Origin of the sequence: Streptomyces sp. NPDC052079 (assembly GCF_040680275.1) — a bacterium.
Lineage (GTDB): Bacteria > Actinomycetota > Actinomycetes > Streptomycetales > Streptomycetaceae > Streptomyces.
Window position 1 is genome coordinate 221,615 of sequence record NZ_JBFAWL010000008.1, and the last position, 23,437, is coordinate 245,051.

The window sequence follows — 23,437 nt, forward strand, 5'->3', positions numbered from 1 at the left end:
GACGCCGTGAAGCACTGGCGGGCGCTGATCGTTCTGGGGACCGCGCAGTTCCTCATGGTCCTCGACACGTCCGTCATGAACGTCTCCATCAGTCAGTTGGTCGACGACTTCGACACCGAGGTCACCGCGATCCAGGCCGTCATCACTCTGTACGCGCTGGTCATGGCGGCGTTCATGATCATCGGAGGGCGGCTGGGGGACATCCTCGGACGGCGGCGGGTCTTCCTCGGCGGTCTCGTCGTATACGCCACGGGTTCGGCGCTGACCGCCGTCGCTCCCACGCTGTGGGTCCTCGTGCTCGGCTGGTCGGTCATCGAAGGACTCGGCGCCGCGCTGGTCCTGCCCGCCATGGCGGCGCTCGTCGCGGAGTCCTACCGGGGCCGCGACCGGGCCGTCGCCTACGGTGTCGTCGGCGGACTGGCCGGAGCGGGGATCGCCGTCGGGCCCCTGCTCGGCGGCTGGGTGACGACGTATCTGACGTGGCGGCTGGTCTTCGCCGGAGAGGTCGTGGTCGTCCTGGCCGTTTTGCTCCTGCGCGGCGCGATCACCGAGGAACCGAGGGCCGGGGTCCGCCCCCGGCTGGACGGGGTCGGTGCCGTGCTCTCGGCGGCGGGACTGGCCCTCGGCGTGCTCGGTGTCCTGCAGAGCGGCACATGGGGCTGGGTGCAGCCGCGCAACCCGCCCTTCACCGTCCTCGGATTCGCGCCGACACTGTTCGTGATCGCCGCCGGGGTGGCCGTCCTCGCGGTCTTCCGCCGGTGGGAGCGGCACCGGGACCAGCGCGGCGACGATCCGTTGGTCCATCTGTCCCTGCTGCGCCGACCGGCCCTGGGCTCCGGCCTCATGTCGCTGGTGAGCCAGAACCTGATCCTGCTGGGCCTGTTCTTCACCATCCCGCTGTACCTCCAGGTCGTACAGGGTTTCGACGCCTTCGAGACGGGGCTCAGGCTGCTGCCGGTGTCCGCCACCATGCTGGTCACCTCGCTGGGCGCGGCCCGCCTGGGACGCCTGGCGGGACCCCGCCGGATCGTCCGGCTGGCCCTGGTCACCGTGGCGGCGGCCGTCGTGTGGCTGCTGGCGACCATCGACCCGGTCATCGACGACGCCCAGTTCGCCGGGGCGATGGCCCTGCTCGGCGTCGGCATGGGGCTGTTCGCCTCGCAGCTCGGCAACGTCGTCCAGTCCAGCGCGCGGGAGGACGAGCGCAGCGAGGTCGGCGGGCTCCAGTACACGGCGCAGAACCTGGGTTCGGCCCTCGGCACCGCGCTGATCGGCTCGCTGCTCGTCGGCTCCCTCGCGCACGCCTTCACCTCGCATGTCGAGGCCGACGCCCGGCTGTCCCAGGAGGCCAGGCAGCAGGTCGGCGTCGCCCTGCAGGCCGGGGTCACCTTCGTCCCGACCGGACAGGTGCGCGACGCGGCCACCCGTGCCGGACTGCCGCCGGGCGAGGTGGAGGCCGTGACGGAGTCCTATGCGTCGGCGCAGCTCGACGGGCTGAAGGCGGCGATCCTGGCGACCGGCGGTATCACCTTCGCCAGTTTCCTCGTCACACCCCGCCTGCCGGGCCCGGCGTCCGAGCGCCCAGGGACCGACGTGCCGGACCGGTCCGGCCGGAAGAAGCCGTGATGGCCGGCCCCGGCACCACAGCGCCCCAGCCGGCCCCACGAGCCTCCGGGCACGGGACGCACGCCGACTACACGGGCGGCGTCTACGGGTCCATGCTCGCGGCGTCGGTGATCGTCGGGGCCGGCACGCTCGGCTCGTTCCCGCGACTGGAGCTGGTGCTGCTGCTGTTGCTCACCGGCGGGGTGTTCTGGATCGCGCACGTGCACGCGCAGTTGTTCGGGGCGCGGCTGGCGCAGCGCGGCCCGGACCGTGCCGTCGTGCTGCGGGTGTGCCGGGAGGAGTGGACGATCGTCAAGGCCGCCGTGCCGCCGGCGGTCGCCGTGGGCGTCGCCCCCGTGCTGGGTCTCGGTGTGCAGGGCGGCCAGTGGCTGGCGCTGTCCGTCGCCGTGGCGGGGCAGGTGGGCTGGTCGGTGGCGGCGGCCCGCTCGGCCGGTGCCACCAGGCGCCTGATCGTGCTGTCGGCCCTGGTCAACCTGGTGCTGGGCCTGGTGATCCTCTCGGGCAAGCTCTGGCTGAAACAGTGAGCGCCACGGCAGGCGACGGGCGGCCCCTCACCTGTACGGGGTGAACCGGGACGCCGCCCGCGGGCGGACGATGGACGGGTACGGGCGCGGTCCGCCTGTTCCAGCCACCCGGGGAGCGGCTCATGCGCTACGAGATCCGTGTGGAGGGGCATCTCTCGGAACCGCTGATCAAGGTTTTTCCGGAACTCGACCACGTCACCATGTCGGGGCAGACCCTGCTGTTCGGACACGTCGTCGACGAGGCCCATCTGTATGGGCTGCTGGCCCGCTGCCAGTCCCTCGGCCTGCGCGTACTGGAAATGCGTCAGGTGCCGGAGTGAACGCCCGACCGGCGCGTCAGGGGCTCTCGGCGCGCACCCGGCCCGGCCGGACGGCGGCACCCAGCGGCCGCACCGTGGACGACGACTGCTCGCCGCCCATCCCACCGCGCCCGCGCCCCGGCCGGATCACCCGTGCCGGGTGAGGCAGCGGGAATCCGGTGAGCGGACGCTGAGACAAGGGGCGGCAAGACAGGTCGGGCGCACGCCCGGGACGGAGAACGAAGATGAGCGGTGCCACGTACCTCGCGTACGACTATCCCCTGTTGAGCGCCTTCTGGACCCTGCTGGTCTTCTTCCTGTGGATCATGTGGTTCATCCTGCTCTTCCGGGTCGTCATGGACATCTTCCGCGACGACGAACTCAGCGGCTGGGCCAAGGCCGGCTGGCTGGTGTTCACGGCCCTCCTGCCCTTCCTGGGCGTCCTGGTCTACGTGATCGCCCGTGGCAGGGAGATGGGGCGCCGGGAGATCGCGCAGGCGCGGGCGCAGCAGGAGGTGTTCGACAGCTACGTCCGTGAGACAGCCAAGGGCGGACGTCCCAGCACCGTCGACGAGCTCGCCCGGCTCTCCGAGCTCAAGTCCCGGGGCGACATTACGGACGACGAGTTCCGCAGGGCCAAGGAACTGATCCTCAGCGGCCACGGCCCGGCGGACCAGCACGGTCCGTTCGCTTCGTCCGCAGGGCGCTGACCGCACGACACCGAATCGAGGCATCGGTCATGACAGCGACACACCCGACCCACGGAGGTCGCGCGCACGCGCCGTCGGCGAAGCGGCAATGGGCCGAGGGACTGACGGTCTTCGCCGCCGTCTCGCTCATGATCGTGGGAGTGCTCGACATCCTGCGGGGCATCATGGGCATCGCCGAGGACGACGTCTTCGTCACGACGCAGAACTACGTCTTCGAGTTCGACCTCACCGGCTGGGGCTGGACCCACCTGGTGCTCGGCGCCATCGCCGTGCTGGTGAGCCTCGGCCTGGTCCGGGGAGCCCTCTGGGCCCGTATCGCCGGCGTGCTGATCGCCGGACTCCTCATCATCGCCAACTTCCTGTCCCTGCCGTACTACCCGATCTGGTCCGTCGTGATGATCGCCTTCTCCGGATTCATCATCTGGGCCCTGTGCGTCGCGCGTTCGGGCAGCCGCTCGGAGCACTGACCGCGGTCCGCGTCCCATGCGTGCCGAGTGGGTACGCGGTGGGGCGCGGTCCGTGACGGGGGCGCCGGGAACGACGGTCCCGCTGCCGTTGGCGCGCCTGTTCGGGCACGCCGATCCTCCTCGACAGCATCCTCTGCAAGCCGGGCACTAACTGATCGATCAGTGTCTGCACGCCAGGATGGGCGTCGAGACCACCAGCGGTGACGGCTTCGGCGTCGGCTGGCACGTGCCGGACGAGGCGGGACCCCGCCGTCGTCCGGGGACATCGGACCGGCTGGAGCGACCGCAACCGCGGGAGATCGCCGGGCACGTCGTTTCCCCGCTCGCCCGTGTAGCCCACCGGGGCACGGACACTTCGGCCGGGGCCGAAGCGTCCCGCTTCTAGCGTTCCCCCATGACCGAGAGCACGCAGATCTTCGCCCCCGCCCGTCCCGCCACGGCCGTCACCGGCATGGTGGACCATGTCCTCGCGCTGGCCGGTACCTGGACCCACTGGAACGGCGAACCCGTCCACGTCGACGGCCGCGTCTACACCCCGCACAAGGCGATCCGCCGCGTCGCCGACCACCTGATCGACCACCTCGCGGAGATGGAGGCACGCCTCGCCGGTGAGGAGACGCAGCCCGACCGCTGGCACGCCTCCCTGGTCACCACCGAGGCCGACCTCGCCCCCTTCACCCCGGAGGACCTCGACGAGGCCCGCAGCCGCCTCACCCGGCTGGCGAGGATCTGGGCCAACCGCCTCGACTCGCTCACCGACGAGCAGCTCGACCACTCACCGGGTACGGGCTGGAGCTTCCGCGAACTCGCCCGTCACGTCCAGGAGTCCGTCTACTACGCCGACGCCGTGGGAGACATGTCGTGACCGCCTTCGCCGGCCTCCACCACACGGACCAACCCCTGCTGCTCCCCAACGCCTGGGACCACGCCTCCGCGCTCCTCCTGACCGCGCACGGCTTCCGGGCCGTCGGCACCACGAGCCTGGGCGTCGCCGCGGCGGCCGGACTCCCCGACGGCGCGGCCGCCACCCGGGCCGAGACGTTGCACCTCACGCGCGCCCTCGGCCCGGCGCCCCTGCTGCTGTCCGTGGACGCGGAGGGAGGCTTCAGCGACGACCCGGACGAGGTGGCCGAGTTCGCGCGGGAGCTGTACGCCCTGGGCGCCGCCGGCATCAACCTGGAGGACGGACTCGGGCCCGCCGACCGGCACACCGCGAAGATCGCCGCCGTCCGCGCGGCGGCTCCCGGCCTCTTCGTCAACGCCCGCACCGACACCCACTGGCTCGGTGACGGCGACCCGGAGGACACCCTCGCCCGCGCCCAGGCCTACCGGGACGCGGGCGCCCACGGCGTCTTCGTCCCCGGCCTCACCGACCCCCGGGAAATCGCGGGCCTGGTGCGCGCCCTGGACGACGTCCCCCTCAACATCCTCCACTCGCCCGCCGGTCCGTCCGTCGCCCACCTCGCCGACCTCGGCGTCCGCCGCGTCAGCCTCGGCTCCCTGCTGTACCGCCGAGCACTGGGCGCGGCGGTGGAGGCGGCGGCCGCGATTCGGTCGGGCGGCACGGTCCCGGAGGCGACGACACCGTCGTACGAGGAGATCCGCAGGCTCAGCCGGTAGGCCCGGGACCGAACCATCAGTTGCCGACCACGTCCCGCACGAAGGCGTTGGTGAACTTGCCGTCGGGGTCCATGTCGCGGACCAGGGCGCGGAAGTCGTGCAGACGCGGGTAGCGGGCGTGCAGCACCGCCGCGGGCATTGTGAAGACCTTTCCCCAGTGCGGCCGCGGGTCGAACGGCGCCAGCGCCTCCTCGACCCGGGCGACCACGGGGAGCACCGTCCGGGTGTCCTCGATCCAGGTGAAGTGGACGGCCACCGTGTCCCGGTCGTAGGAGGGGCTCAGCCATTGGTCGTCGGCGGCGACGGTGCGCACCTCGCAGGTCTGCAGCACGGGCGCGATCGTCTCCCGGATGCCGTCCAGCGCGCGCAGCATCGCGACGGCCGACTTGCGCGGCATCAGATACTCCGACTGGAGCTCCGCCCCGCTGCTCGGCGTGAACTCCGCCCGGAAGTGCGGCAGCCGCTCGTGCCAGGGCCCCGGCACCCCGAACTGCTCGGTGCAGTTCACCCCGGGCATTCCCGGCACCGGATGCATCTTCTCGGTCGCCGGGGCGGCCAGGGGCATGTCCACGGGCGGCTGGTCGGTGCGCCGCTTCACCCACACCTGCCGGAAGCCCGGCTCCCGCCAGTCGGTGAACAGGCTCACGCTGTACGCCGCCGACATGACCGTCTCGCACGCGGCCTGGTCCAGCCCCTCCAGGGGCATCTCGGTGAACACGTGCTGCTCGACCTCGAAGGCCGGCTCCAGGTCCAGGGTGAGCGAGGTGACCACACCGAGCGCGCCCAGCGAGGTGACCGCGCCGCCGAACCAGTTGGACAACCCCCGGGTGAAACGCCCCGTGGAGCCGTACGCCGTCACGATCTCCACCGTGCGCACCGACGAGCTGAGCGGCCCGTTGCCGACCCCGGAGCCGTGCGTGCCGGTGGCGACCGAGCCGGCCACCGAGATGTGCGGCAGCGAGGCCATGTTCGGCAGCGCCAGCCCGTGCCGGTGCACCTCCCGCGCCAACTCGGCGTAGCGCACGCCGCCCCCGACCCGTACCGTCCGGGCCGTGGTGTCCACGTCGATCTCCGGGGGCATTGCGTCGAGGGAGAGCAGGACGCCGTCCCCGCCGGCCTCGGCGATCTCGTTGAAGGAGTGCCCGCTGCCCAGGGCCCGCACCCGCGGGCTCTCGGCGACCAGACCGCGCAGCTCGTGCAGGCTGCGCGGGCGGTGCAGTTCCTTGGCGGCGTACGTGATGTTGCCCGCCCAGTTGGTCACGGTCTCGGTCATCCCACGTCCTTCCCGGCCACCGGGGCCGAAATGGGCCCCGGTCGGAACCTACCTGGGGAGTGGTCCGCGCCACGTGGGGGGACCCGGCACACCGGACGCCCCAGCGGGGGCATACCGTGAGGAGTCGTACGTCCGACCCGGGAGGAGACACTAGATGGGCAGCCGTACCGCGCTGGTCGAGGATCTGATGGAGCGGTTCCCGCATGTGCCGCGGGAAGCCGTCTTCAAGGAGGACCTGCTCCGGGGCGGCGTGGCCTTCGACCCGTCCGCCCTCAGCGACAACGAGAGCGGCGAGGTCAAGCCGAAGTCGTACTTCATCTTCTCCTTCGACCACGGCACTCTGCCGGAGCTCGGCGAGGCCGCGCTGCGCCGGCCGCCGGAGGAGATCGTCCTCACGGGTGGCCCCTACGACCTGCGCCGCACGGTGGTGTCCGTCCGGGTGAACCCCTCGTCCCCGTACCGGGTCGCCGCCGACGAGCACGGCATGCTCGGCCTGTACCTGGACGGCAAGCGGATCTCCGACGTCGGCGTGCCGCCGATGCCGGAGTACTACCGGCACAAGCTGTCCAACGGGAAGTCGGTGATGGAGGTCGCCCCCACCATCCAGTGGGGCTATCTGATCTATCTGACCGTCTTCCGGGTCTGCCAGTACTTCGGCGCCAAGGAGGAGTGCCAGTACTGCGACATCAACCACAACTGGCGCCAGCACAAGGCGGCCGGCCGGCCCTACACCGGGGTCAAGGACGTCGAGGAGGTCCTCGAGGCCCTGGAGATCATCGACCGGTACGACACGGCGAAGGCCTCCACCGCCTACACCCTCACCGGCGGCGCCATCACCAAGACGGTCTCCGGCCGTGACGAGGCCGACTTCTACGGCCACTACGCCAAGGCCATCGAGGAGCGCTTCCCCGGCCGCTGGATCGGCAAGGTCGTCGCCCAGGCGCTGCCCAAGGACGACGTCCAGCGCTTCAAGGACTACGGCGTGCAGATCTACCACCCCAACTACGAGGTGTGGGACGAGTATCTGTTCAAGATGTACTGCCCGGGCAAGGAGCGCTACGTCGGCCGGGACGAGTGGCACCGGCGCATCCTCGACTCCGCCGAGATCTTCGGCGCGCGCAACGTCATCCCCAACTTCGTCGCGGGCGTGGAGATGGCCGAGCCCTTCGGCTTCAAGACGGTCGACGAGGCCATCGACTCCACCACCGAGGGCCTGCGCTTCTTCATGTCGCACGGCATCACGCCCCGCTTCACCACCTGGTGCCCGGAGCCGACCACCCCGCTCGGCAAGGCCAACCCGCAGGGCGCCCCGCTGGAGTACCACATCCGGCTGCTCCAGGCGTACCGGCAGACCATGGAGGACTTCGGGCTGTCCTCGCCCCCCGGGTACGGCCCGCCCGGACCCGGCAACGCGGTGTTCTCCGTCAGCTCCTTCATGGACAGCCTGCCCGCACAGGAGCCCGCCGGGACCGTCTGATCCCGGGGCGCGCAGCCCGTCCCACGCACCTTCGGAAGGCCGGAACCGAGACGTTCCGGCCTTCCTTGCGTATTCTCACCGCGAGGGGTGGCCACACCGCCACAGAAAGTGAAGACGGCGCTTGTCAGTTATGTCGAGGACGTGAAAAGCTCGGCCACTGCCGCGAGGTTTCCCCCAACTCCACGCCGACTTTGGCGAGTTGACTTCGTACGTGATGCAGGAGTCTCATGCCCGACCTGCCGAGCCCCCAGGACGCCAGCGAGGCGGCACTGTTCTCCGAGTGCTGGGACGCGGTGCTCTCCTACGCCGACCTGTGCACGGCGGGATCCACCGCCGCCGCCGAACTGGCCCGCGAGGCCTTCGCCCAGGGCATCGGCGAACTGCGCGCGGCCGAGCAGGGAACCGTACGGGGCACCGGACGCCGCTCGTCGAGACTGCCCCGAATACCCCTGCTGCTGACGGCCGTTCGCACCACCGCGGCCGCCTGGGAGGAAGCGGGACAGGGACACAAACTCGACCCCGACCTGCGGCTGTGGCTCCACTCCGACCAGGCCGCCCGCTACACCGGCCCGCCGCTACAACGCCCGGTCGGCGTACGGGGACTGCGCGACCTTCAGCAGGCGGATGCCGAACTGCTGTGGCTGGCCGAGGCGGAGGCCCTGCCGCTGCCCCTGGTGGCCCGCCGGCTCGGCCTCGACCCCGCCACCGTCACCGACGAACTCGCCCAGGTGCGCCGTGTGTTCCGGGACCGCTGCCACCGCAACCACCTCGACTCCCCGATGGACGCCGAGTGCCGCAGCTACGCCCGGCTCCTCGACGCCGTCACCCGGTCGCCCGCCGCGGACACGGACACCCCCGGCGACCTCTCCCGGCACCTCGCCACCTGCCACCAGTGCGCGGAGGCCGCCGCCTGCCTGCGCCTGTACGACGGCGGACTGCCCGGGGCACTGGCCGGCGGTGTCATCGGCTGGGGTGGACTCGCCTATCTGGAACGCCGCCGCCGCGCCGCCGAGGTGCGCCTCGGCGCCGGCCGCCCGGACCCGTCCGACGCGGACACCGGCGACCCGGCGGACGCGTCCCGCAGGACACCCGTCGCTCGGCACGGACTGCTCGTCGCCGCCGGCCTCGTCTCCCTGCTCGCCCTCGCGGCCTCCCTGATGCCCTTCGGCGACACGGCCGACGACCCCGCGGCACGCTCCGACGCCGACCGCCGGCCCGTGGCCGGCGCCGAACCCTCCCTGCCGTCCACCCCCACGGTCGCCGCTGACGACACCTCCCCGAGCTCCCCGGCTCCCACCCGGAAGTCCGCCGGACGCACCCCTTCCGCCACACCGGACCGGAAGAACCCCGACCCCGAACCCCAGGGCACCTCCTCCGCCACCGCCGCGACCGCGACCGCTGACCGCGGTGCGCCCGCCGCCTGCCGGGTCGACTACGACCTGGCCAACCAGTGGCCCGACGGCTTCGAGGCCACCGTCACCGTCACCACGCGGGACCCGCTGGACTCCTGGCGCGTCGGCTTCACCTTCGAGGACGGCCAGCAGATCACCCAGATGTGGGACGCCTCGGTGCGCCAGGACGGCTCCCACGTCACCGCCACCGCCCCCGACAACTACGGCCGGACGGTCGCCGCCGGCGGACAGCTCGCCTTCGGCTTCATCGCCTCCTGGAGCGGCACGAACGGCCCGCCGGCCGGCTTCACGCTCAACGGCCGGACCTGCACGACGGTCTGACGCCGGGGCACGCGGGAAAAAAACAGGTTGACGGCCCGGGGCGGCCGCGGGCTACTGTGACCGCAGATCGCACGGCGGCCGCGCGCCGCCGTACCGGAGCATTCACGGAGTGAGGAGGTGTCGACCGATGACTGTCTTTGCGCTGGACGCTGTCCGCATACGGGAATCCGTCATATCCACCTCCGTGGCCACCGGCTGACCTCACCCTTTTCACGTCCGTACGTGTCCGCGTACGCACGGCCGCCGGGGCCACCCGCCCGAAGGGTCACCCCTTGAGCTCCCTCTCTCCTTCCTCCGCTTCCTCCGCGCTCGTCCCGTACGGCTGGGACGACGCCTGGGCGGAAGCGTTCGCCCCCTACGACGCGGACGGGCTGCTGCCCGGGCGCGTGGTCCGTGTCGACCGCGGCCAGTGCGACGTCGTCACCGCCGGCGGGCTCCTGCGCGCCGACACCGCCTTCGTCACCCCGCACGACCCCCTGCGGGTCGTGTGCACGGGCGACTGGGTCGCCGTCGAACCCGGCGGCAACCCCCGCTATGTCCGCGCGTATCTGCCGCGCCGTACGGCCTTCGTGCGCTCCACCTCCTCCAAGCGCTCCGAGGGGCAGATCCTCGCCGCCAACGTCGACCACGCCGTGGTCGCCGTCTCGCTCGCCGTCGAACTCGACCTGGCCCGCATCGAGCGCTTCCTGGCGCTCGCCTGGGAGTCCGGGGCCGAGCCCGTGGTCGTGCTCACCAAGGCCGACCTCGTGCCGGACGCGGTCACCCGCGCGCATCTCGTCCAGGACGTGGAGACCAGCGCCCCGGGCGTGCCGGTGCTCACGGTCAGCGCGAGGGACGGGGGCGGGATCGACGTGCTCGCCGCCATCACGGCGGGCGGTACGACGGTCCTGCTCGGGCAGTCCGGCGCCGGCAAGTCCACCCTGGCCAACGCGCTCCTCGGCGAGGACGTCATGGAGGTCCAGGCAATCCGGGACATCGACGGCAAGGGCCGCCACACCACCACCACCCGCAACCTGCTGGCGCTGCCCGGCGGGGGAGTCCTGATCGACACACCGGGACTGCGGGGCGTCGGCCTGTGGGACGCCGGAACCGGCGTCGGCCAGGTATTCGCCGAGATCCAGGAGCTGGCCGAGGGCTGCCGCTTCCACGACTGCGCCCACGAGAGCGAGCCGGGCTGCGCGGTCCTCGAAGCCCTCGAGAACGGGGAGCTGCCGCAGCGCCGCCTGGACAGCTACCGCAAGCTGCTCCGGGAGAACCAGTACATCGTCGCCAAGACCGACGCGCGGCTCCGCGCGGAGATCCGCAAGGACTGGAAGCGCAAGGGCGCGATGGGCAAGGCGGCGATGGAGGCCAAGCGGGGGCGCCTGCGGTAGGGCCTGCCGAGCTGCCTTGGGCTACCGCGATGTCCGATTTCCGCCAGCCGGGGTTTCCCGGATGGCGGAGACTGGGCGGTGTGATGGACGAGGACAGCAGGTACGAGGCGGTGCGCAGCCGGGACGCCCGGTTCGACGGGGCGTTCTTCTTCGCCGTGGAGACGACCGGCATCTACTGCCGGCCGAGCTGCCCCGCCGTCACGCCGAAGCGGCACAACGTGCGCTTCTTCACGACCGCCGCCGCCGCGCAGGGTTCCGGCTTCCGGGCCTGCCGGCGGTGCCGCCCGGACGCCGTGCCCGGCTCCGCCGACTGGAACGTGCGGGCCGATATGGTGGGCCGGGCGATGCGGCTGATCGCCGACGGCGTCGTCGACCGGGAGGGCGTCGCCGGGCTCGCCGCACGGCTCGGCTACAGCGCCCGCCAGGTGCAGCGGCAGCTCACCGGCGAGCTCGGCGCCGGGCCCGTCGCACTCGCCCGGGCCCAGCGGGCCCACGCCGCGCGGGTGCTCCTGCAGACCACCGGGCTGCCCGTCACGGAGATCGCCTTCGCCTCCGGTTTCGCGAGCGTCCGCCAGTTCAACGACACCGTACGGTCCGTGTACGCCACCACACCCAGCGGGCTGCGGGCGTCCGCGCCCCGCGCCGGCCGGACCGCCGCACGGACCGCCACGCCCTCCGCCGGAATCCCCCTGCGGCTCGCCCACCGCGGCCCCTACCAGGCAGGATGCGTCTTCGACCTGCTGGAGCGCGAGGCGGTCCCGGGCGTCGAGGAGGTGAGCGGCGCCCCCGGCGACCGCACCTACCGGCGCACCCTGCGACTGCCCTACGGCACCGGCATCGCCGCCGTCGGCGAACGCCACCACTCCGGAACGGGCGCCCACCCCGGTGGCTGGCTCGACGCACGCGTACACCTCACCGACCCCCGCGATCTGACCACCGCCGTACAGCGGCTGCGGCGGCTGTTCGACCTGGACGCCGACCCGTACGCCGTCGACGCGCGCCTCGGCGCCGACGCCCGGCTCGCCCCCCTCGTCGCCGCCCGGCCAGGGCTGCGCTCACCGGGAGCCGCCGACCCGGACGAACTCGCGGTGCGCGCGCTCACCGGCCGCGACGAGGCGGCCGCCCTGGTCCTGCGCTACGGCAAGCGGCTCGACGCCCCCTGCGGCGCCCTCACTCACCTCTTCCCCGAACCCGGTGTCCTCGCCGAGGCCGAGCCCGAGGGCCCGCTGGGCGCGCTCACCGCCGCCCTCGCCGACGGCACGGTACGCCTCGGCCCCGGCGCCGACCGCGACGAAGCCCGGGACGCCCTCGCCGCCGTACCCGGCCTGGACGCACGCACCATCGCCACGATCCGCACCCGCGCCCTCGGCGACCCCGACGTGGCCCCGCCCGGACCGGACACCCCCGACAGTTGGCGCCCCTGGCGCTCGTACGCCCTGAACCACCTGCGTGCCGCAGGGGAGTTGGAGTAACCATGACGACGACCATCACCACGCCGACCTACTGGACGCGGGTGGACAGCCCCGTCGGAGCGCTGCTGCTCACCGCCGCCCCGACCGGCGAGCTGACCTCGCTCTCCGTGCCCGGTCAAAAGGGCGGGCGCACCGTGCGGGACGACTGGCGGCGCGATCCGGGGCCGTTCCGCGAGGCCGAGCGGCAGCTCGCCGCGTACTTCGCCGGTGAGCTCAAGGAGTTCCGGCTGGCCCTGCACGCCGTCGGCACACCGTTCCGGGAGAAGGTGTGGGCCGCCCTCGACGACGTTCCGTACGGGGCGACCGTCTCCTACGGCGAGATCGCGGCCCGGATCGGCGCCTCCCGGCCCGCTGTACGGGCCGTCGGCGGGGCGATCGGCGCGAACCCGCTGCTCATCGTCCGCCCCTGTCACCGGGTGATCGGCTCCGACGGCTCGCTGACCGGGTACGCGGGGGGACTGGAGCGGAAGGTGCGGCTGCTGACCCACGAGGGCGCACTGCGGCCCTGAAGGCCGCAGTCCCGGCGCGTTGGGGCTCAGCCCCAGAACACCGCGCCCAGCCACGCCGCCGTGATCAGCTGGCAGGTGAACAGCTCCGTCAGCACACTCCAGCCCCACGAGCGCATCGCCGTCCGCGTTGCCGCGGCCGCCTCCCTGCGGCGGCCCAGCCGGAGCCGTTCGTAGAGGTAGAGACCGCCGAGGAAGCCCGGGACCGCGCCGACCACGGGCACCAGCACAAAACCGAGGAGCGAGCCGCCGCCCGCGTACCCCAGCATGCGCGCGTCGGCGCCGCCCGTCCGCAGCCGGCGGGGCGGCAGGGCCCAGCGGACCACCTGGGACAGGAACAGCACCACGGTCGCCCCCACGCACACCCACCAGGCGACGGGCTGCGGATCCTTCAGCGCCCACCACAGGACCCCGGCCCACACCAGCCACGACCCGGGCACCCCTGGCAGCAGCACTCCGCACAGGCCGAGCAGGAGCACCAGTCCGGTGAGCAGGAGGTCCCATGCTCCCATCTGTCCAGGGTGCCGGAGGCCCGGCCCCGGTGCAGAACGGAACGCCCGCTTCACCCCCCGTCGCACAGCCGTCCCGGGGTTCACCCGAGCGGCCGTCCGGTGTGCGCCGCCGGGCGGAGATTTTCCGGATGCCCCGTTTTCAACCGGCCCGTGCGGGCGACAATTGGGGGCATGAGTCAGCAGGGGGGAAGGCCCACCGGTCCTGAGGACGACTGGTGGCGGCGGCTGTACGACGCCGCCGCCGGTGACACGGGCCCCTCACCGGCGCCCGATTCCCTGGACGACCGTTTCGCCTCGGCGTCCGGCACGGTGAACACCGGGCCGACTCCGACTCCGGCGCCGACGACGAGGATCCCCGCACCCCGCGCGACGCCCGCCCCGCCCTCCCAGGCCCCCTGGGAACCTCCGCCCGCCACAGCCCCGGGCCCGGTGACCTTCCCACCGAGGCCCCACCGGCCCCCCGGGCACACGGACCGGAGCGGCGGCCGGACGCGCCAGGACGCGGACCAAGCCACCCCGCAGGAACCGCCGCCCTTGCCGCCCATGACCTTCGGCACCTGGACGCCCTTTCCCACCACGTCCCCCGAGGCCCCCGACACCCCCGCCACCCCGGAACCCGAGGACGCACGGCCCCCCGCCGCCCCCCGCCCCTCCCGCCTGCAACCACCCCCGCCCCCGCCCTCCCGCGGCTATGTCGGCTCCCGGCCCCCCACCTACGACGCCGAGCCCACCGCCCTGCCCGCCGCCGACCCCGACGAGCTGGACGACCTGACGCCGGACACCGTGCTCGACGGCGCCCGGTACGGCGCCTGCACCCTGCGGGCCGCGTCCGTGCGCGGTGACTCCGCGCGGTACCGGGGCGAGCCGCGCCGCGACGCGCTGCTCACCGCACGGTTCGGGACGGGCGAGCGGGCGCTGCTCCTCGTCGCGCTGGCGACCGGCACCCGGACCGCGCCCCGGGCGCATCTGGCCGCCGCCGAGGCCTGCCGCTGGATCGGCCGTGCCGTGGGACGCAGCCACGACCGCCTCGTCGACGACATCAGGGCCGCCCGGCGCGGCGACCTCAAGTCGGGCCTGCACCGCCTCACCGACCGCAGCCTCGGCCGGCTCCGCGCCGGCGCGGCCGAGCAGGGCCTCGAACCCGACGTCTACGCGGCCACCCTGCGCTGCCTGCTCCTGCCCGCCGACCCGGCCTGCCGCACCCGGGTCTTCTTCGGCGTCGGCCCCGGCGGTCTGTTCCGGCTGCGGGACGGCGAGTGGCAGGACATCGAACCGGAGGTCGCCGACGTCAAGGGCGAACCCGTGGTCGGTTTCGGCTCGCCGCCCTCCGAAACCCCCGACGGCGACCGCCTCACCATGGACCTCGGCATCCCCACACCCCCGAGCCCGTACGAGCCCGCCCCCGAACCCCCGCGCGAACCGTTCCGCTTCCGTGCCTCCGTAGCCCGCCCGGGTGACACGCTGCTGATGTGCGGCACCGGTCTCGCCGACCCGCTGCGGGGCGAGGAGGAACTCCGCGCTCACCTGGCCGACCGGTGGTCCCGCCCCGGACCGCCGGGCCTCGCCGCGTTCCTGGCCGACACCCAGGTACGGGTGAAGGGGTACGCCGACGACCGCACGGCCGTCGGCGTCTGGGAGGCGTGAGAGCGCCCGGTGTGAATTCATGGAACCCGTCAGGCATCTTCGACACCGGAGGGGCAGACGGAACCCATGGCCAGACAGAACATCGCGGAACAGTTCGTCGACATCCTCACCCGCGCGGGAGTCAAGCGCCTCTACGGTGTGGTCGGCGACAGCCTCAACCCGGTCGTCGACGCCGTGCGCCGCCATGCCGCCATCGACTGGATCCACGTCCGGCACGAGGAGACCGCCGCGTTCGCCGCCGGCGCCGAGGCGCAGGTCACCGGCCGGCTCACCGCCTGCGCCGGCTCCAGCGGGCCGGGCAACCTGCACCTCATCAACGGCCTCTACGACGCCCACCGCTCCAGCGCCCCGGTCCTCGCCCTCGCCTCGCACATCCCCTCCGGCGAGATCGGCCTCGGCTACTTCCAGGAGACCCATCCCGACCAGTTGTTCCGTGAGTGCAGCCACTACTGCGAGCTGATCTCCAGCACCCGGCAGATGCCCCGGCTGCTGGACACCGCCATCCAGCACGCGGTGGGCCGCTCCGGGGTCAGCGTCGTCTCCCTCCCCGGCGACCTCGCCGACGAACCCGCGCCCGACCAGGCCCCCGAGACCGCCCTCGTCACCTCCCGGCCCACGGTCCGCCCCGGCGACGCGGAGATCGACCGCCTCGTCGACATGATCGACCAGGCCGAGAAGGTCACCCTGTTCTGCGGTGCCGGCACCAAGGGCGCGCACGCGGAGGTCATGGAGTTCGCCGGGAAGATCAAGTCCCCGGTCGGGCACGCCCTGCGCGGCAAGGAATGGATCCAGTACGACAACCCGTACGACGTCGGCATGAGCGGACTGCTCGGCTACGGCGCCGCCTACGAGGCCACGCACGAGTGCGATCTGCTGATCCTGCTCGGCACCGACTTCCCGTACAACGCCTTCCTCCCCGACGACGTGAAGATCGTCCAGGTCGATGTGCGGCCCGAGATCATCGGGCGGCGCTCGAAGCTGGACCTCGCGGTGTGGGGCGATGTGAAGGAGACGCTGCGCTGTCTGACGCCCCGGGTCCGCACCAAGGACGACCGGAGGTTCCTCGACCGGATGCTCAAGAAGCACGCCGACACGCTCGAGGGCGTCGTGAAGGCGTACACCCGGAAGGTGGAGAAGCATGTGCCGATCCACCCCGAGTACGTGGCGTCCGTACTGGACGAAATGGCCGACGAAGACGCGGTGTTCACCGTCGACACCGGCATGTGCAACGTCTGGGCGGCCCGTTACATCTCGCCCAACGGCCTTCGCCGGGTGATCGGTTCCTTCTCCCACGGCTCCATGGCCAACGCGCTGCCGATGGCGATCGGGGCGCAGTTCACCGACCGGGGCCGGCAGGTGGTGTCGATGTCCGGCGACGGCGGGTTCACCATGTTGATGGGCGACTTCCTCACCCTCGTGCAGTACGACCTGCCGGTGAAGGTCGTCCTGTTCAACAACTCCTCGCTCAGCATGGTCGAGTTGGAGATGCTGGTCGCCGGTCTGCCCTCGCACGGCACCGCCATGAAGAACCCCGACTTCGCCGAGGTCGCCCGCGCCTGCGGCGCCTACGGGGTACGGGTGGAGAAACCGAAGGAACTCGCCGGGGCGCTGAAATCGGCGTTCCGGCACAAGGGCCCGGCCCTCGTCGACGTCGTCACCGACCCCAACGCGCTCTCCATCCCGCCGAAGATCAGCAAGGAGATGGTGACCGGGTTCGCACTGTCCGCGTCCAAGATGGTACTGGACGGCGGGGTGGGCAGGATGCTGCAGATGGCCCGCTCCAACCTGCGCAACGTGCCCCGGCCATAGGGCGCTTACTGTGCGCGTGGGCGCCAGTCGCGGGCGGATGTGTCGTACTCGTAGCGGGGCCGGTCCGCGATACCGCTGGTGCGGAACGGGCGGCCCTGGTCGTCGATGCGGACCGTGCCGGTGCGGCCCTGCGAGGACCAGTCCAGCTCGAGGTACCAACGGCAGTCGCAGTCACGGGTCCGGGCGGTGACGATCAGCACTTCCGGGTCGGTCGCGGAGACGGTGTAGGGCAGCTTCACGGCGGGGATCGGCGTACCGGCGTCGTTCCCGGCGACCGCGCGGGCGATGGGCCGGTCCTTGTCCAGGTCCACGTGGAAGGAGCGCGGGGTGAGGGCGCCGCCGCAGCCCTGGTCCATGGCGTAGGCGTTCCCCGGGGCGGGTGCGACACGGCCGGTCACCCGGACCCGGAGGGCCGTGAGCACCACGGCCGTGCCGGACGTCCCCTGGACCGACAGCTCCACCATCGTCTCGCCCCCGTGCACGGCCGATTGCGCCTCCGCCCACGTCCGGGCGTCCTGGGGAGCCGGAGGCGGCGGCACCTGCTTGGGCGGGCGGGCGATGACGTAGTCGTGACCGCATCCGTCCGCCCAGACATGGGAGTCGGCGGACCAGGTGAGCGGCGCGGAAGCGGCCGGTGCCTTCGGCCCGGGTTGTCCGGAAGTGCCGCGCTGTGTCTCCGGGGCCCCCGGACGTGCCTTCGGCGACGGGGTGCCGCCGGTTCCGGTGCTGGTCGCCGGAGCGGAGGGCGTCGGTGAGGGGGTGCGGCTGTGCGGCGTCGCGGCGGGTTCGGTCGTGGTGAGCGTGTTCGGGGGCGGGGCGCCGGGAACCTCCCTGCCGGCGGACGGCCGCCGGTCGTCCGGCAGCGCGGACAGACTCCCCACCGTCGCGAGCAACGCACACGCCGCGGCCACGGCGACGGCGACCCGCTTACGCCGCCGATACCACGGCCGCCGGTCTCCGTGCCCCTGCGACAAGGGCCCGCTCACCTCACCGCCCTCCACGGCCTCGGAACGCAGGGACCGCCCGTCGGCGGCAGACGCTCCGGCCGCCTTCTCGACAGCGGTGCCCCGGTCGGGCGGGTTACTTGTGCCGGGTGCGGTTCCCGCGTCGAACCCAGTGTCCGTCGCGGGTGCGGAGACCTTGGCGGGGGCGGGGGACGCGTCCGCCGTTGACGTGGGGTCAGAAGGGGGCGGTGTCTTCGGCTCGGCGGCGGGAGCCGTTGCGCGTTGTCGGGTGTCCGCCGCGCGGAGCCAGCGGTGGTGGAGCTCCAGGCGTTCCGCGCGGGACGCGCCGCAGAGCGCGGCGAACCGTTCCACCGGGGCGAAATCGACGGGCACCGCCTCACCGGCGCAATAGCGGTGCAGCGTCGAGGTGTTCATGTTCAGGCGGCGGGCCAGCGCGCCGTAGCTGCGGTCCGTGTGTTCCTTCAACTCCCGCAGCAGCGCCGCGAACTCAGCCACGTCGTCCTGTGCCGACACCGACACCTCACCCCCCACTTGCTCCGACCCGGAGGGGCCCCGGGACGGCTTCCCAGGCATCCCAGGCACCCCATGTACCTGCACGTCGGACGGGCTGGGATGGTTCCATGCCGGTGGATCCGGCGACGACGCTTGCGCCCGCCCCCGAGGCGGCCGATGCTCTTGGCACGCACCGCCCCACGGCCGCCGGACGAACCGTCCCGGTCGTCATGGCGTACCGCCTCGCCCATTCCATCACGCACACCCCACGGGGGACACCCATGCCCATGCGCACCCGGGCCGCCGCGCTCGCCACGCTCACCGTCGCCGCCCTCGCGGCCGGCACGGCGCTCACCGCACCAGCCGGCGCCGCTGTGCGGGAGAACAACCCGCCCAGCTTCCTCTCCGCCTCCGAACTGCCCCCGCACCCGTTGTCCGACTGGACGGCCGGCCCGGTCACGGACGGCTTCCCGGAGCAGCTCGCCTACTGTCTGGGCGAGGGCGTACCGGCCTACGACCGCCGGCACCGCCTCTTCCACACCGACCTGGACACCGGCGCCGTACAGGTCACCGTCGTCACCGGCTCCGCCGCCAAGGGCAAGGCGCTGGCCGCCCTGCTCGACAAGAGGATCCGTTCCTGCGCCGACCGGCTGGAGCGGACGTATCCGGACATCGAGGCCGAGGGCCGGTACTACGGCACGCTGCCGGTCGAGGAGGGCGCCACGGTGCGCGGACTGCACACGGAGACCTCCTGGGGCGCCACGGACATCCACCTGCTGTCCGTGGGACGGGACGGCCGGACGGTGACCGTCGTCGACTGGGGGCAGATGGGCGACTTCGGCGACGCACCGGTCGGCGCCTTCAAGAAGACGACGAAGAGGGCCGTCAACAAGCTCCATTGAGCCACGGCCCGCCACGACCACCGCATGAAAGCCGGGGTCGTCCTCTCGCCACGGGGGTCGGGAGGACGGCCCCGCGCGCATGTGTGGCCGGTGCACTTCGGCCAACTACCGGTTGCCGGCGATGCGATATGACTGGCGCGCGAGGGACGGGGAAAGGAATCCCGTGTACGTGTTCGAGCGCCAGGGGGAATCGACATCTGTACGCGGGCGGGGGCCATGAAGAGTCAGGCTTCGGCGGATCGGCTGAGGCGCACACTGGGGCGGGCGGATCTGAGAGCGGTGCGCGAGTCCCGCAGGGCGGTACGCGAGTTGCTGACGCACTGGGGGACTCCGGAGCGGTCCGCGGTCGCGGAACTGCTCACCAGCGAACTCGTCACCAACGCGCTCGTCCACACCGACGACGAGGCGGTGCTGACGGCCACGGTGGGGCCGCGCGGACTGCGGGTGGAGGTACGGGACTTCGTGTCCCGGGAGCCCCGGCCGCGACGGCCCCGCACCGATGACGGGACGCACGGAAGGGGCCTGGCGCTGGTCGAGTCCCTCGCGGACGAGTGGGGCGTCAGCAAGCACGAGGTGGGCAAGTCCGTCTGGTTCGAACTCGGCGCGGACGCCGCCTGACGGCGCAGTCACGCCGTACGGTTCCGCGGAACCGTACGGCGTGCTTGTGTCAGCCGAACTGCTGCTCGAGGTCCTTGAGCTTGCGCTCCAGGGAGTCCAGGCGCGGCAGGGCCTGGGTGTCGTCCTCGGCGGTGAGGTCGACGGTCACCGCGTCAGTGCCGCCGGTGCGCACCGGCTGCAGGGAGGGCCGCGCGCGGACGGGCAGGGCCTCCGGCGCCGCTATGGCAGGCTCCGCGGAGACCAGCTCGGAGTCGCGCTCCACGGTCGCCGTCTCCAGTTCGCGCCCGCCGCCCCGGCCCACGAAACCCCGGTGGCCGCGGCTGATCGCCTTCAGCCGGGCCCGTTCCACCCGCTGCTGGTCGCGGCGGCGCCGCTTGGCCTCGTCCTTGCGGATCTTGTCCTCGCGCACTTCCTCGACCGCCTCGTCGAGGCTGCGCACACCCTCCAGCAGCATCAGCGACCAGGCGCGGTAGGTCTCCCGGGGGGCGCGCAGCCAGCGCACGATACGGATCTGGGGGAGCGGCCGCGGGACCAGCCCCTGCTCGCGCAGGGCGGCCCGGCGGGTCTGCTTCAGCGCGCGGTCGAACAGCACCGCGGCGGACAGGGACATGCCCGCGAAGAAGTGCGGGGCGCCCGCGTGCCCGATGCCCCGGGGAGCGTGGACCCAGTTGAACCAGGCCGCGGCGAACGCGAACGTCCATACGAGTATCCGCGAGCCGAGGGCCGCGTCACCGTGGCTGGCCTCGCGCACGGCGAGCACCGAGCAGAACATCGCCGCGCCGTCCAGGCCGAAGGGGACGAGGTACTGCCAGCCGTCGGAGAGGCCGAGGTTCTGTTCGCCGAAGCCGACGAGGCCGTGGAAGGAGAGCGCGGCGGCGACCGCCGCACAGCAGAACAGCAGAACGTAGGAGACGGTGCCGTAGATGGCCTCCTTGCGCCGGCGGCGCTCCTCGCTGCGCTCCCACGAGTCGTCCGCGCTCGTGTCCTTGACCGAGGAGCGCTTCCCGCGCGCCAGCACCGCCACCGCCGCCAGCATGCCCAGGAGCAGCACGGCGCCCGGAAGCAGCCAGTTCAGCGATATGTCGGTCAGTCTCATCTAGGGGTCCCTTGCATTGGGATAGGGCGTAACGCCCGCCATAGTGGCCCAATCCCGGCTGCCCTCAGGGGGTTTCGGCGCAAGAGGCCGCCAAGGAAGTGCGAGGGGGGCGTCCAGGCGACGCTCAGCTCGAACTGCCGTATGAGGGGCGGGAGTTGGGTTCGAATAAGACTACCCGTACGGGTAGTTCTGCGGATAGTTCCCGCGACGGGTGAGGGAATTGTGAATCAGCTGTGACCTCTGCGGTGTGCCGGCTGCATGATCCTACGGCTCCTGAGGCGGGCCTATTGTCCGACGCGGCGTCAACTTGCCTTCGCAGAAACGGCGCTGACCCGCCCGGCGGTCGCCGAGTCCTGGGCGCACGTGCGCGGGCAGGTGGCGCAGATGTCCGCGGGGCGCACGGTGTAGAACATGCAGCAGCTCACCCGGTCCCGGGTCGCGCGCTCCTGCTCCCCGCCGGGCCCGGCCGGCCGGCGGAACGCCGCCGCGCCGACGTACGGCTTGGTCGCCCCCGGCAGCAGCAGCTCCAGCTCGCGCATCGCCCGCTCCTCCTCGCCGAGCAGCTGGGCGACGTACCACAGGCTCTCGACGATCTCGTCGGTCGCCATGCCCCACAGGGCGCGCCCGCGTCGTCGCATCCGGGGGCCGAAAGCGGCCAGGACGGGTTCGAGGTGCTGGGCCACCGCCGCGCGCACCTCCGCCCGCAGCGCCTCCTCGTCGGGCACCACGCGGGCGCCGGGCAGTGCGGCGGCCGGGTCGCCGGGCAGGCAGGCGAAGCCTTCCGGCCGCACGGCCATGCGGCCCATGGCGAGACCGGCGGCGGTGCGGTCGTACGAGACATGCGTCACGGGGTAGCGCGGCACCCTGCGGTGCAGGAACCAGGGCACGGTGATCAGCAGGCAGGCGGGCCAGGCGTAGCGGTGCAGACCGAAGCCGGCGACCACGTCCGGGCGGCCCCGTTGGCCGTAGTCCCGCAGCACCTGGGTGTCGTCCCAGGACAGGAAGGAGTCCAGGCCGGTCCCGGCCTCCGCGAGCTCCGACGCGGCCACCCAGCCGCCGCCCCGGGGCGCCTCCTCGCCGGTGCCGAGTTCGGTGATGGCCAGCGCGGGGAAGGCCTCCGCCAGGCGGGCGTACGCGTCCGCGACGGCCGAACCGGGCACGGGCATGGGGGCACCCCTTCACGTCTCGTGGAGCCGGGCAATAAAGGTAAGGCTCACCTTACCGAAGATCGCCGAGATGTGAACAGGTGTCCGGTGCGCCTATGGTGCTTGACGTACGGGTGGCAACCCGCCGTAATGACCCCAAGTACCGACACGTCCGCGGGAGGACCTTGTGAAGCAGGGCACGCAGGGCTCCGCTGTGGCAGGTGAGGCGGCGGCCGCTGCTCAGGCCGGTTCCGGCCGGTGCCGGGTGCCTGCGCAGGCGGCGGCACCGGATCCGGGTGACGGGGCGCGTGGGCGGGCGGGTGCGGGCGGGTGCGGGGTGCGTGGTGAGCATACGCACGGTGAACCCGCTGCTTTTTCGGCTCCGCGGGTCGCCGTTCAGCGGTCGTCCGTGCGTGGGCAGGTTCTCGCCGCCCTGCGTACCGCGCTCTTCTCGGGCGAGCTGCGGCCCGGCGAGGTGTATTCCGCGCCCGTGCTCGGGGAGCGGTTCGGGGTCTCCGCGACGCCCGTCCGCGAGGCCATGCAGCAGCTTGCCATCGAGGGCGCGGTCGAGGTTGTGCCCAACCGGGGGTTCCGGGTCGTCGAGCGGGGGGCGCGGGAGCTGGCCGAGCTGGCCGAGGTGCGGGCGCTGATCGAGGTGCCGGTGATGCTGCGGCTGGCGCGTGCGGTGCCGGCTGAGCGGTGGGCCGAGCTGCGGCCGCTGGCCGAGGCGACGGTGCGTGCGGCGTCCTCCGGGTGCCGGGCGTCGTATGCGGAGGCGGATCGTGCGTTTCACGGTGCGGTGCTTGCTCTTGGGGGGAACGAGCAACTGGTGGGGGTCGCTGGGGAGTTGCATCGGCGGGCGCAGTGGCCGTTGGTCGGTGGGGCGGGTGGGGGGCGGGGGCGGGCGGAGTTGATCGCTGACGCGCATGAGCACACCGCGTTGTTGGACGCGTTGATCGCGGGGGATCTTGAGATCGTGCGGGTGTTGGTGGGGGAGCACTTCAGCGGGGCGGGGTGAGGGGGGTGTTCCGTTTGGTTTTTTCGCCCCCGCCGCCCCTTCCCTTCCCGTCCCTGGGGGCTGCGCCCCCAGACCCCCCTGCCGGCCCTTCGGGCCTCGTCCTCAAACGCCGGACGGGCTGAAAGGGGCTGGCCTCGTCCTCAAGCGCCGGACGGG

22 protein-coding genes and 1 pseudogene are annotated in these 23,437 nt (G+C 72.6%); 18 read left to right on the forward strand and 5 right to left on the reverse strand.

The window, feature by feature from the left end:
- The first annotated feature begins 6 nt into the window (after positions 1–6).
- The 8 genes and pseudogenes from AB0L56_RS16050 to AB0L56_RS16085 all read left to right on the forward strand — a co-directional run bounded on the left by AB0L56_RS16050 (position 7) and on the right by AB0L56_RS16085 (position 5,246).
- Entirely contained in the window at positions 7–1,626 is a 1,620-nt protein-coding gene (locus AB0L56_RS16050) for an MFS transporter (protein WP_365423680.1), read from the forward strand.
- On the forward strand, positions 1,626–2,150 hold the full coding sequence (locus tag AB0L56_RS16055) for a hypothetical protein (protein ID WP_365423682.1): 525 nt from the start codon (positions 1,626–1,628) through the stop codon (positions 2,148–2,150). Before AB0L56_RS16050 ends, AB0L56_RS16055 begins: the two co-directional genes overlap by 1 nt.
- Before the next feature lie 122 nt (positions 2,151–2,272).
- The gene (locus AB0L56_RS16060; RefSeq protein WP_361036815.1) at positions 2,273–2,470 is read left to right on the forward strand and encodes a hypothetical protein; all 198 of its coding nucleotides are present in this window, start codon (positions 2,273–2,275) and stop codon (positions 2,468–2,470) included.
- Between the two features lie 224 nt (positions 2,471–2,694).
- Positions 2,695–3,159 (forward strand): SHOCT domain-containing protein, encoded by a 465-nt coding sequence (locus tag AB0L56_RS16065; protein ID WP_365423685.1) that lies wholly within the window; start codon positions 2,695–2,697, stop codon positions 3,157–3,159.
- Positions 3,160–3,188: 29 nt separating this feature from the next.
- The gene (locus AB0L56_RS16070) at positions 3,189–3,626 is read left to right on the forward strand and encodes a hypothetical protein (RefSeq protein ID WP_365423688.1); all 438 of its coding nucleotides are present in this window, start codon (positions 3,189–3,191) and stop codon (positions 3,624–3,626) included.
- A 113-nt stretch (positions 3,627–3,739) separates the two neighbouring features.
- Positions 3,740–3,861 (forward strand): annotated as a pseudogene (locus AB0L56_RS16075) (class II glutamine amidotransferase); the annotation flags it as partial.
- 159 nt (positions 3,862–4,020) lie between these two features.
- Positions 4,021–4,491 (forward strand): hypothetical protein, encoded by a 471-nt coding sequence (locus AB0L56_RS16080; protein WP_365423691.1) that lies wholly within the window; start codon positions 4,021–4,023, stop codon positions 4,489–4,491.
- Positions 4,488–5,246: an isocitrate lyase/phosphoenolpyruvate mutase family protein gene (locus AB0L56_RS16085; RefSeq protein WP_365423694.1), complete on the forward strand. Its 759-nt coding sequence runs from the start codon at positions 4,488–4,490 to the stop codon at positions 5,244–5,246. The genes AB0L56_RS16080 and AB0L56_RS16085 overlap by 4 nt, the downstream gene beginning before the upstream one ends.
- Before the next feature lie 16 nt (positions 5,247–5,262).
- On the opposite strand, the gene AB0L56_RS16090 is transcribed toward AB0L56_RS16085, so the two are convergent.
- On the reverse strand, positions 5,263–6,519 hold the full coding sequence (locus tag AB0L56_RS16090) for a D-arabinono-1,4-lactone oxidase (RefSeq protein ID WP_365423697.1): 1,257 nt from the start codon (positions 6,517–6,519) through the stop codon (positions 5,263–5,265).
- Positions 6,520–6,673: 154 nt separating this feature from the next.
- On the opposite strand from AB0L56_RS16090, the gene AB0L56_RS16095 reads away from it, so the two are divergent.
- The 5 genes from AB0L56_RS16095 (at position 6,674) to AB0L56_RS16115 (ending at position 13,083) form a co-directional block, all read left to right on the forward strand.
- The gene (locus AB0L56_RS16095; protein WP_365423700.1) at positions 6,674–7,996 is read left to right on the forward strand and encodes a radical SAM protein; all 1,323 of its coding nucleotides are present in this window, start codon (positions 6,674–6,676) and stop codon (positions 7,994–7,996) included.
- Between the two features lie 227 nt (positions 7,997–8,223).
- Complete coding sequence (locus tag AB0L56_RS16100) at positions 8,224–9,729, forward strand: cellulose binding domain-containing protein (protein ID WP_365423703.1); 1,506 nt, start codon at positions 8,224–8,226, stop codon at positions 9,727–9,729.
- A 272-nt stretch (positions 9,730–10,001) separates the two neighbouring features.
- Positions 10,002–11,102 carry a ribosome small subunit-dependent GTPase A gene (gene rsgA, locus AB0L56_RS16105; protein ID WP_365423706.1) on the forward strand — a complete coding sequence of 367 codons (1,101 nt, stop codon included), beginning with the start codon at positions 10,002–10,004 and terminating at the stop codon, positions 11,100–11,102.
- A gap of 83 nt (positions 11,103–11,185) precedes the next feature.
- Positions 11,186–12,574, forward strand: a complete 1,389-nt coding sequence (locus tag AB0L56_RS16110) for an AlkA N-terminal domain-containing protein (RefSeq protein ID WP_365423775.1) — start codon at positions 11,186–11,188, stop codon at positions 12,572–12,574.
- 2 nt (positions 12,575–12,576) lie between these two features.
- Positions 12,577–13,083 carry a methylated-DNA--[protein]-cysteine S-methyltransferase gene (locus AB0L56_RS16115; RefSeq protein ID WP_365423709.1) on the forward strand — a complete coding sequence of 169 codons (507 nt, stop codon included), beginning with the start codon at positions 12,577–12,579 and terminating at the stop codon, positions 13,081–13,083.
- 26 nt (positions 13,084–13,109) lie between these two features.
- Here AB0L56_RS16115 and AB0L56_RS16120 read toward each other — a convergent pair whose 3' ends face one another.
- On the reverse strand, positions 13,110–13,592 hold the full coding sequence (locus AB0L56_RS16120) for a DUF456 domain-containing protein (protein WP_361036795.1): 483 nt from the start codon (positions 13,590–13,592) through the stop codon (positions 13,110–13,112).
- A gap of 171 nt (positions 13,593–13,763) precedes the next feature.
- Here AB0L56_RS16120 and AB0L56_RS16125 point away from each other — a divergent pair, with 171 nt between their 5' ends.
- Together AB0L56_RS16125 and AB0L56_RS16130 are read left to right on the forward strand one after the other, a co-directional pair.
- Entirely contained in the window at positions 13,764–15,236 is a 1,473-nt protein-coding gene (locus tag AB0L56_RS16125) for a protein phosphatase 2C domain-containing protein (RefSeq protein WP_365423712.1), read from the forward strand.
- A 66-nt stretch (positions 15,237–15,302) separates the two neighbouring features.
- A complete protein-coding gene (locus AB0L56_RS16130; protein WP_365423715.1) occupies positions 15,303–17,045 on the forward strand; it encodes a pyruvate dehydrogenase in 1,743 nt (580 codons plus the stop codon).
- Between the two features lie 5 nt (positions 17,046–17,050).
- Here AB0L56_RS16130 and AB0L56_RS16135 read toward each other — a convergent pair whose 3' ends face one another.
- Positions 17,051–18,523 (reverse strand): helix-turn-helix domain-containing protein, encoded by a 1,473-nt coding sequence (locus AB0L56_RS16135; RefSeq protein ID WP_365423718.1) that lies wholly within the window; start codon positions 18,521–18,523, stop codon positions 17,051–17,053.
- Between the two features lie 260 nt (positions 18,524–18,783).
- Between AB0L56_RS16135 and AB0L56_RS16140 the strand changes: the two genes are divergently transcribed.
- Both AB0L56_RS16140 and AB0L56_RS16145 read left to right on the forward strand, forming a co-directional pair.
- The gene (locus AB0L56_RS16140) at positions 18,784–19,404 is read left to right on the forward strand and encodes a hypothetical protein (protein WP_365423721.1); all 621 of its coding nucleotides are present in this window, start codon (positions 18,784–18,786) and stop codon (positions 19,402–19,404) included.
- Positions 19,405–19,620: 216 nt separating this feature from the next.
- Positions 19,621–20,022 (forward strand): ATP-binding protein, encoded by a 402-nt coding sequence (locus AB0L56_RS16145; RefSeq protein WP_365423724.1) that lies wholly within the window; start codon positions 19,621–19,623, stop codon positions 20,020–20,022.
- Positions 20,023–20,071: 49 nt separating this feature from the next.
- On the opposite strand, the gene AB0L56_RS16150 is transcribed toward AB0L56_RS16145, so the two are convergent.
- Entirely contained in the window at positions 20,072–21,118 is a 1,047-nt protein-coding gene (locus AB0L56_RS16150; protein WP_361036783.1) for a DUF2637 domain-containing protein, read from the reverse strand.
- Positions 21,119–21,420: 302 nt separating this feature from the next.
- Positions 21,421–22,284 carry a (2Fe-2S)-binding protein gene (locus AB0L56_RS16155; RefSeq protein WP_365423727.1) on the reverse strand — a complete coding sequence of 288 codons (864 nt, stop codon included), beginning with the start codon at positions 22,282–22,284 and terminating at the stop codon, positions 21,421–21,423.
- Positions 22,285–22,450: 166 nt separating this feature from the next.
- On the opposite strand from AB0L56_RS16155, the gene AB0L56_RS16160 reads away from it, so the two are divergent.
- Entirely contained in the window at positions 22,451–23,281 is an 831-nt protein-coding gene (locus AB0L56_RS16160; RefSeq protein ID WP_365423730.1) for a GntR family transcriptional regulator, read from the forward strand.
- The last annotated feature ends 156 nt before the right edge of the window (positions 23,282–23,437 follow it).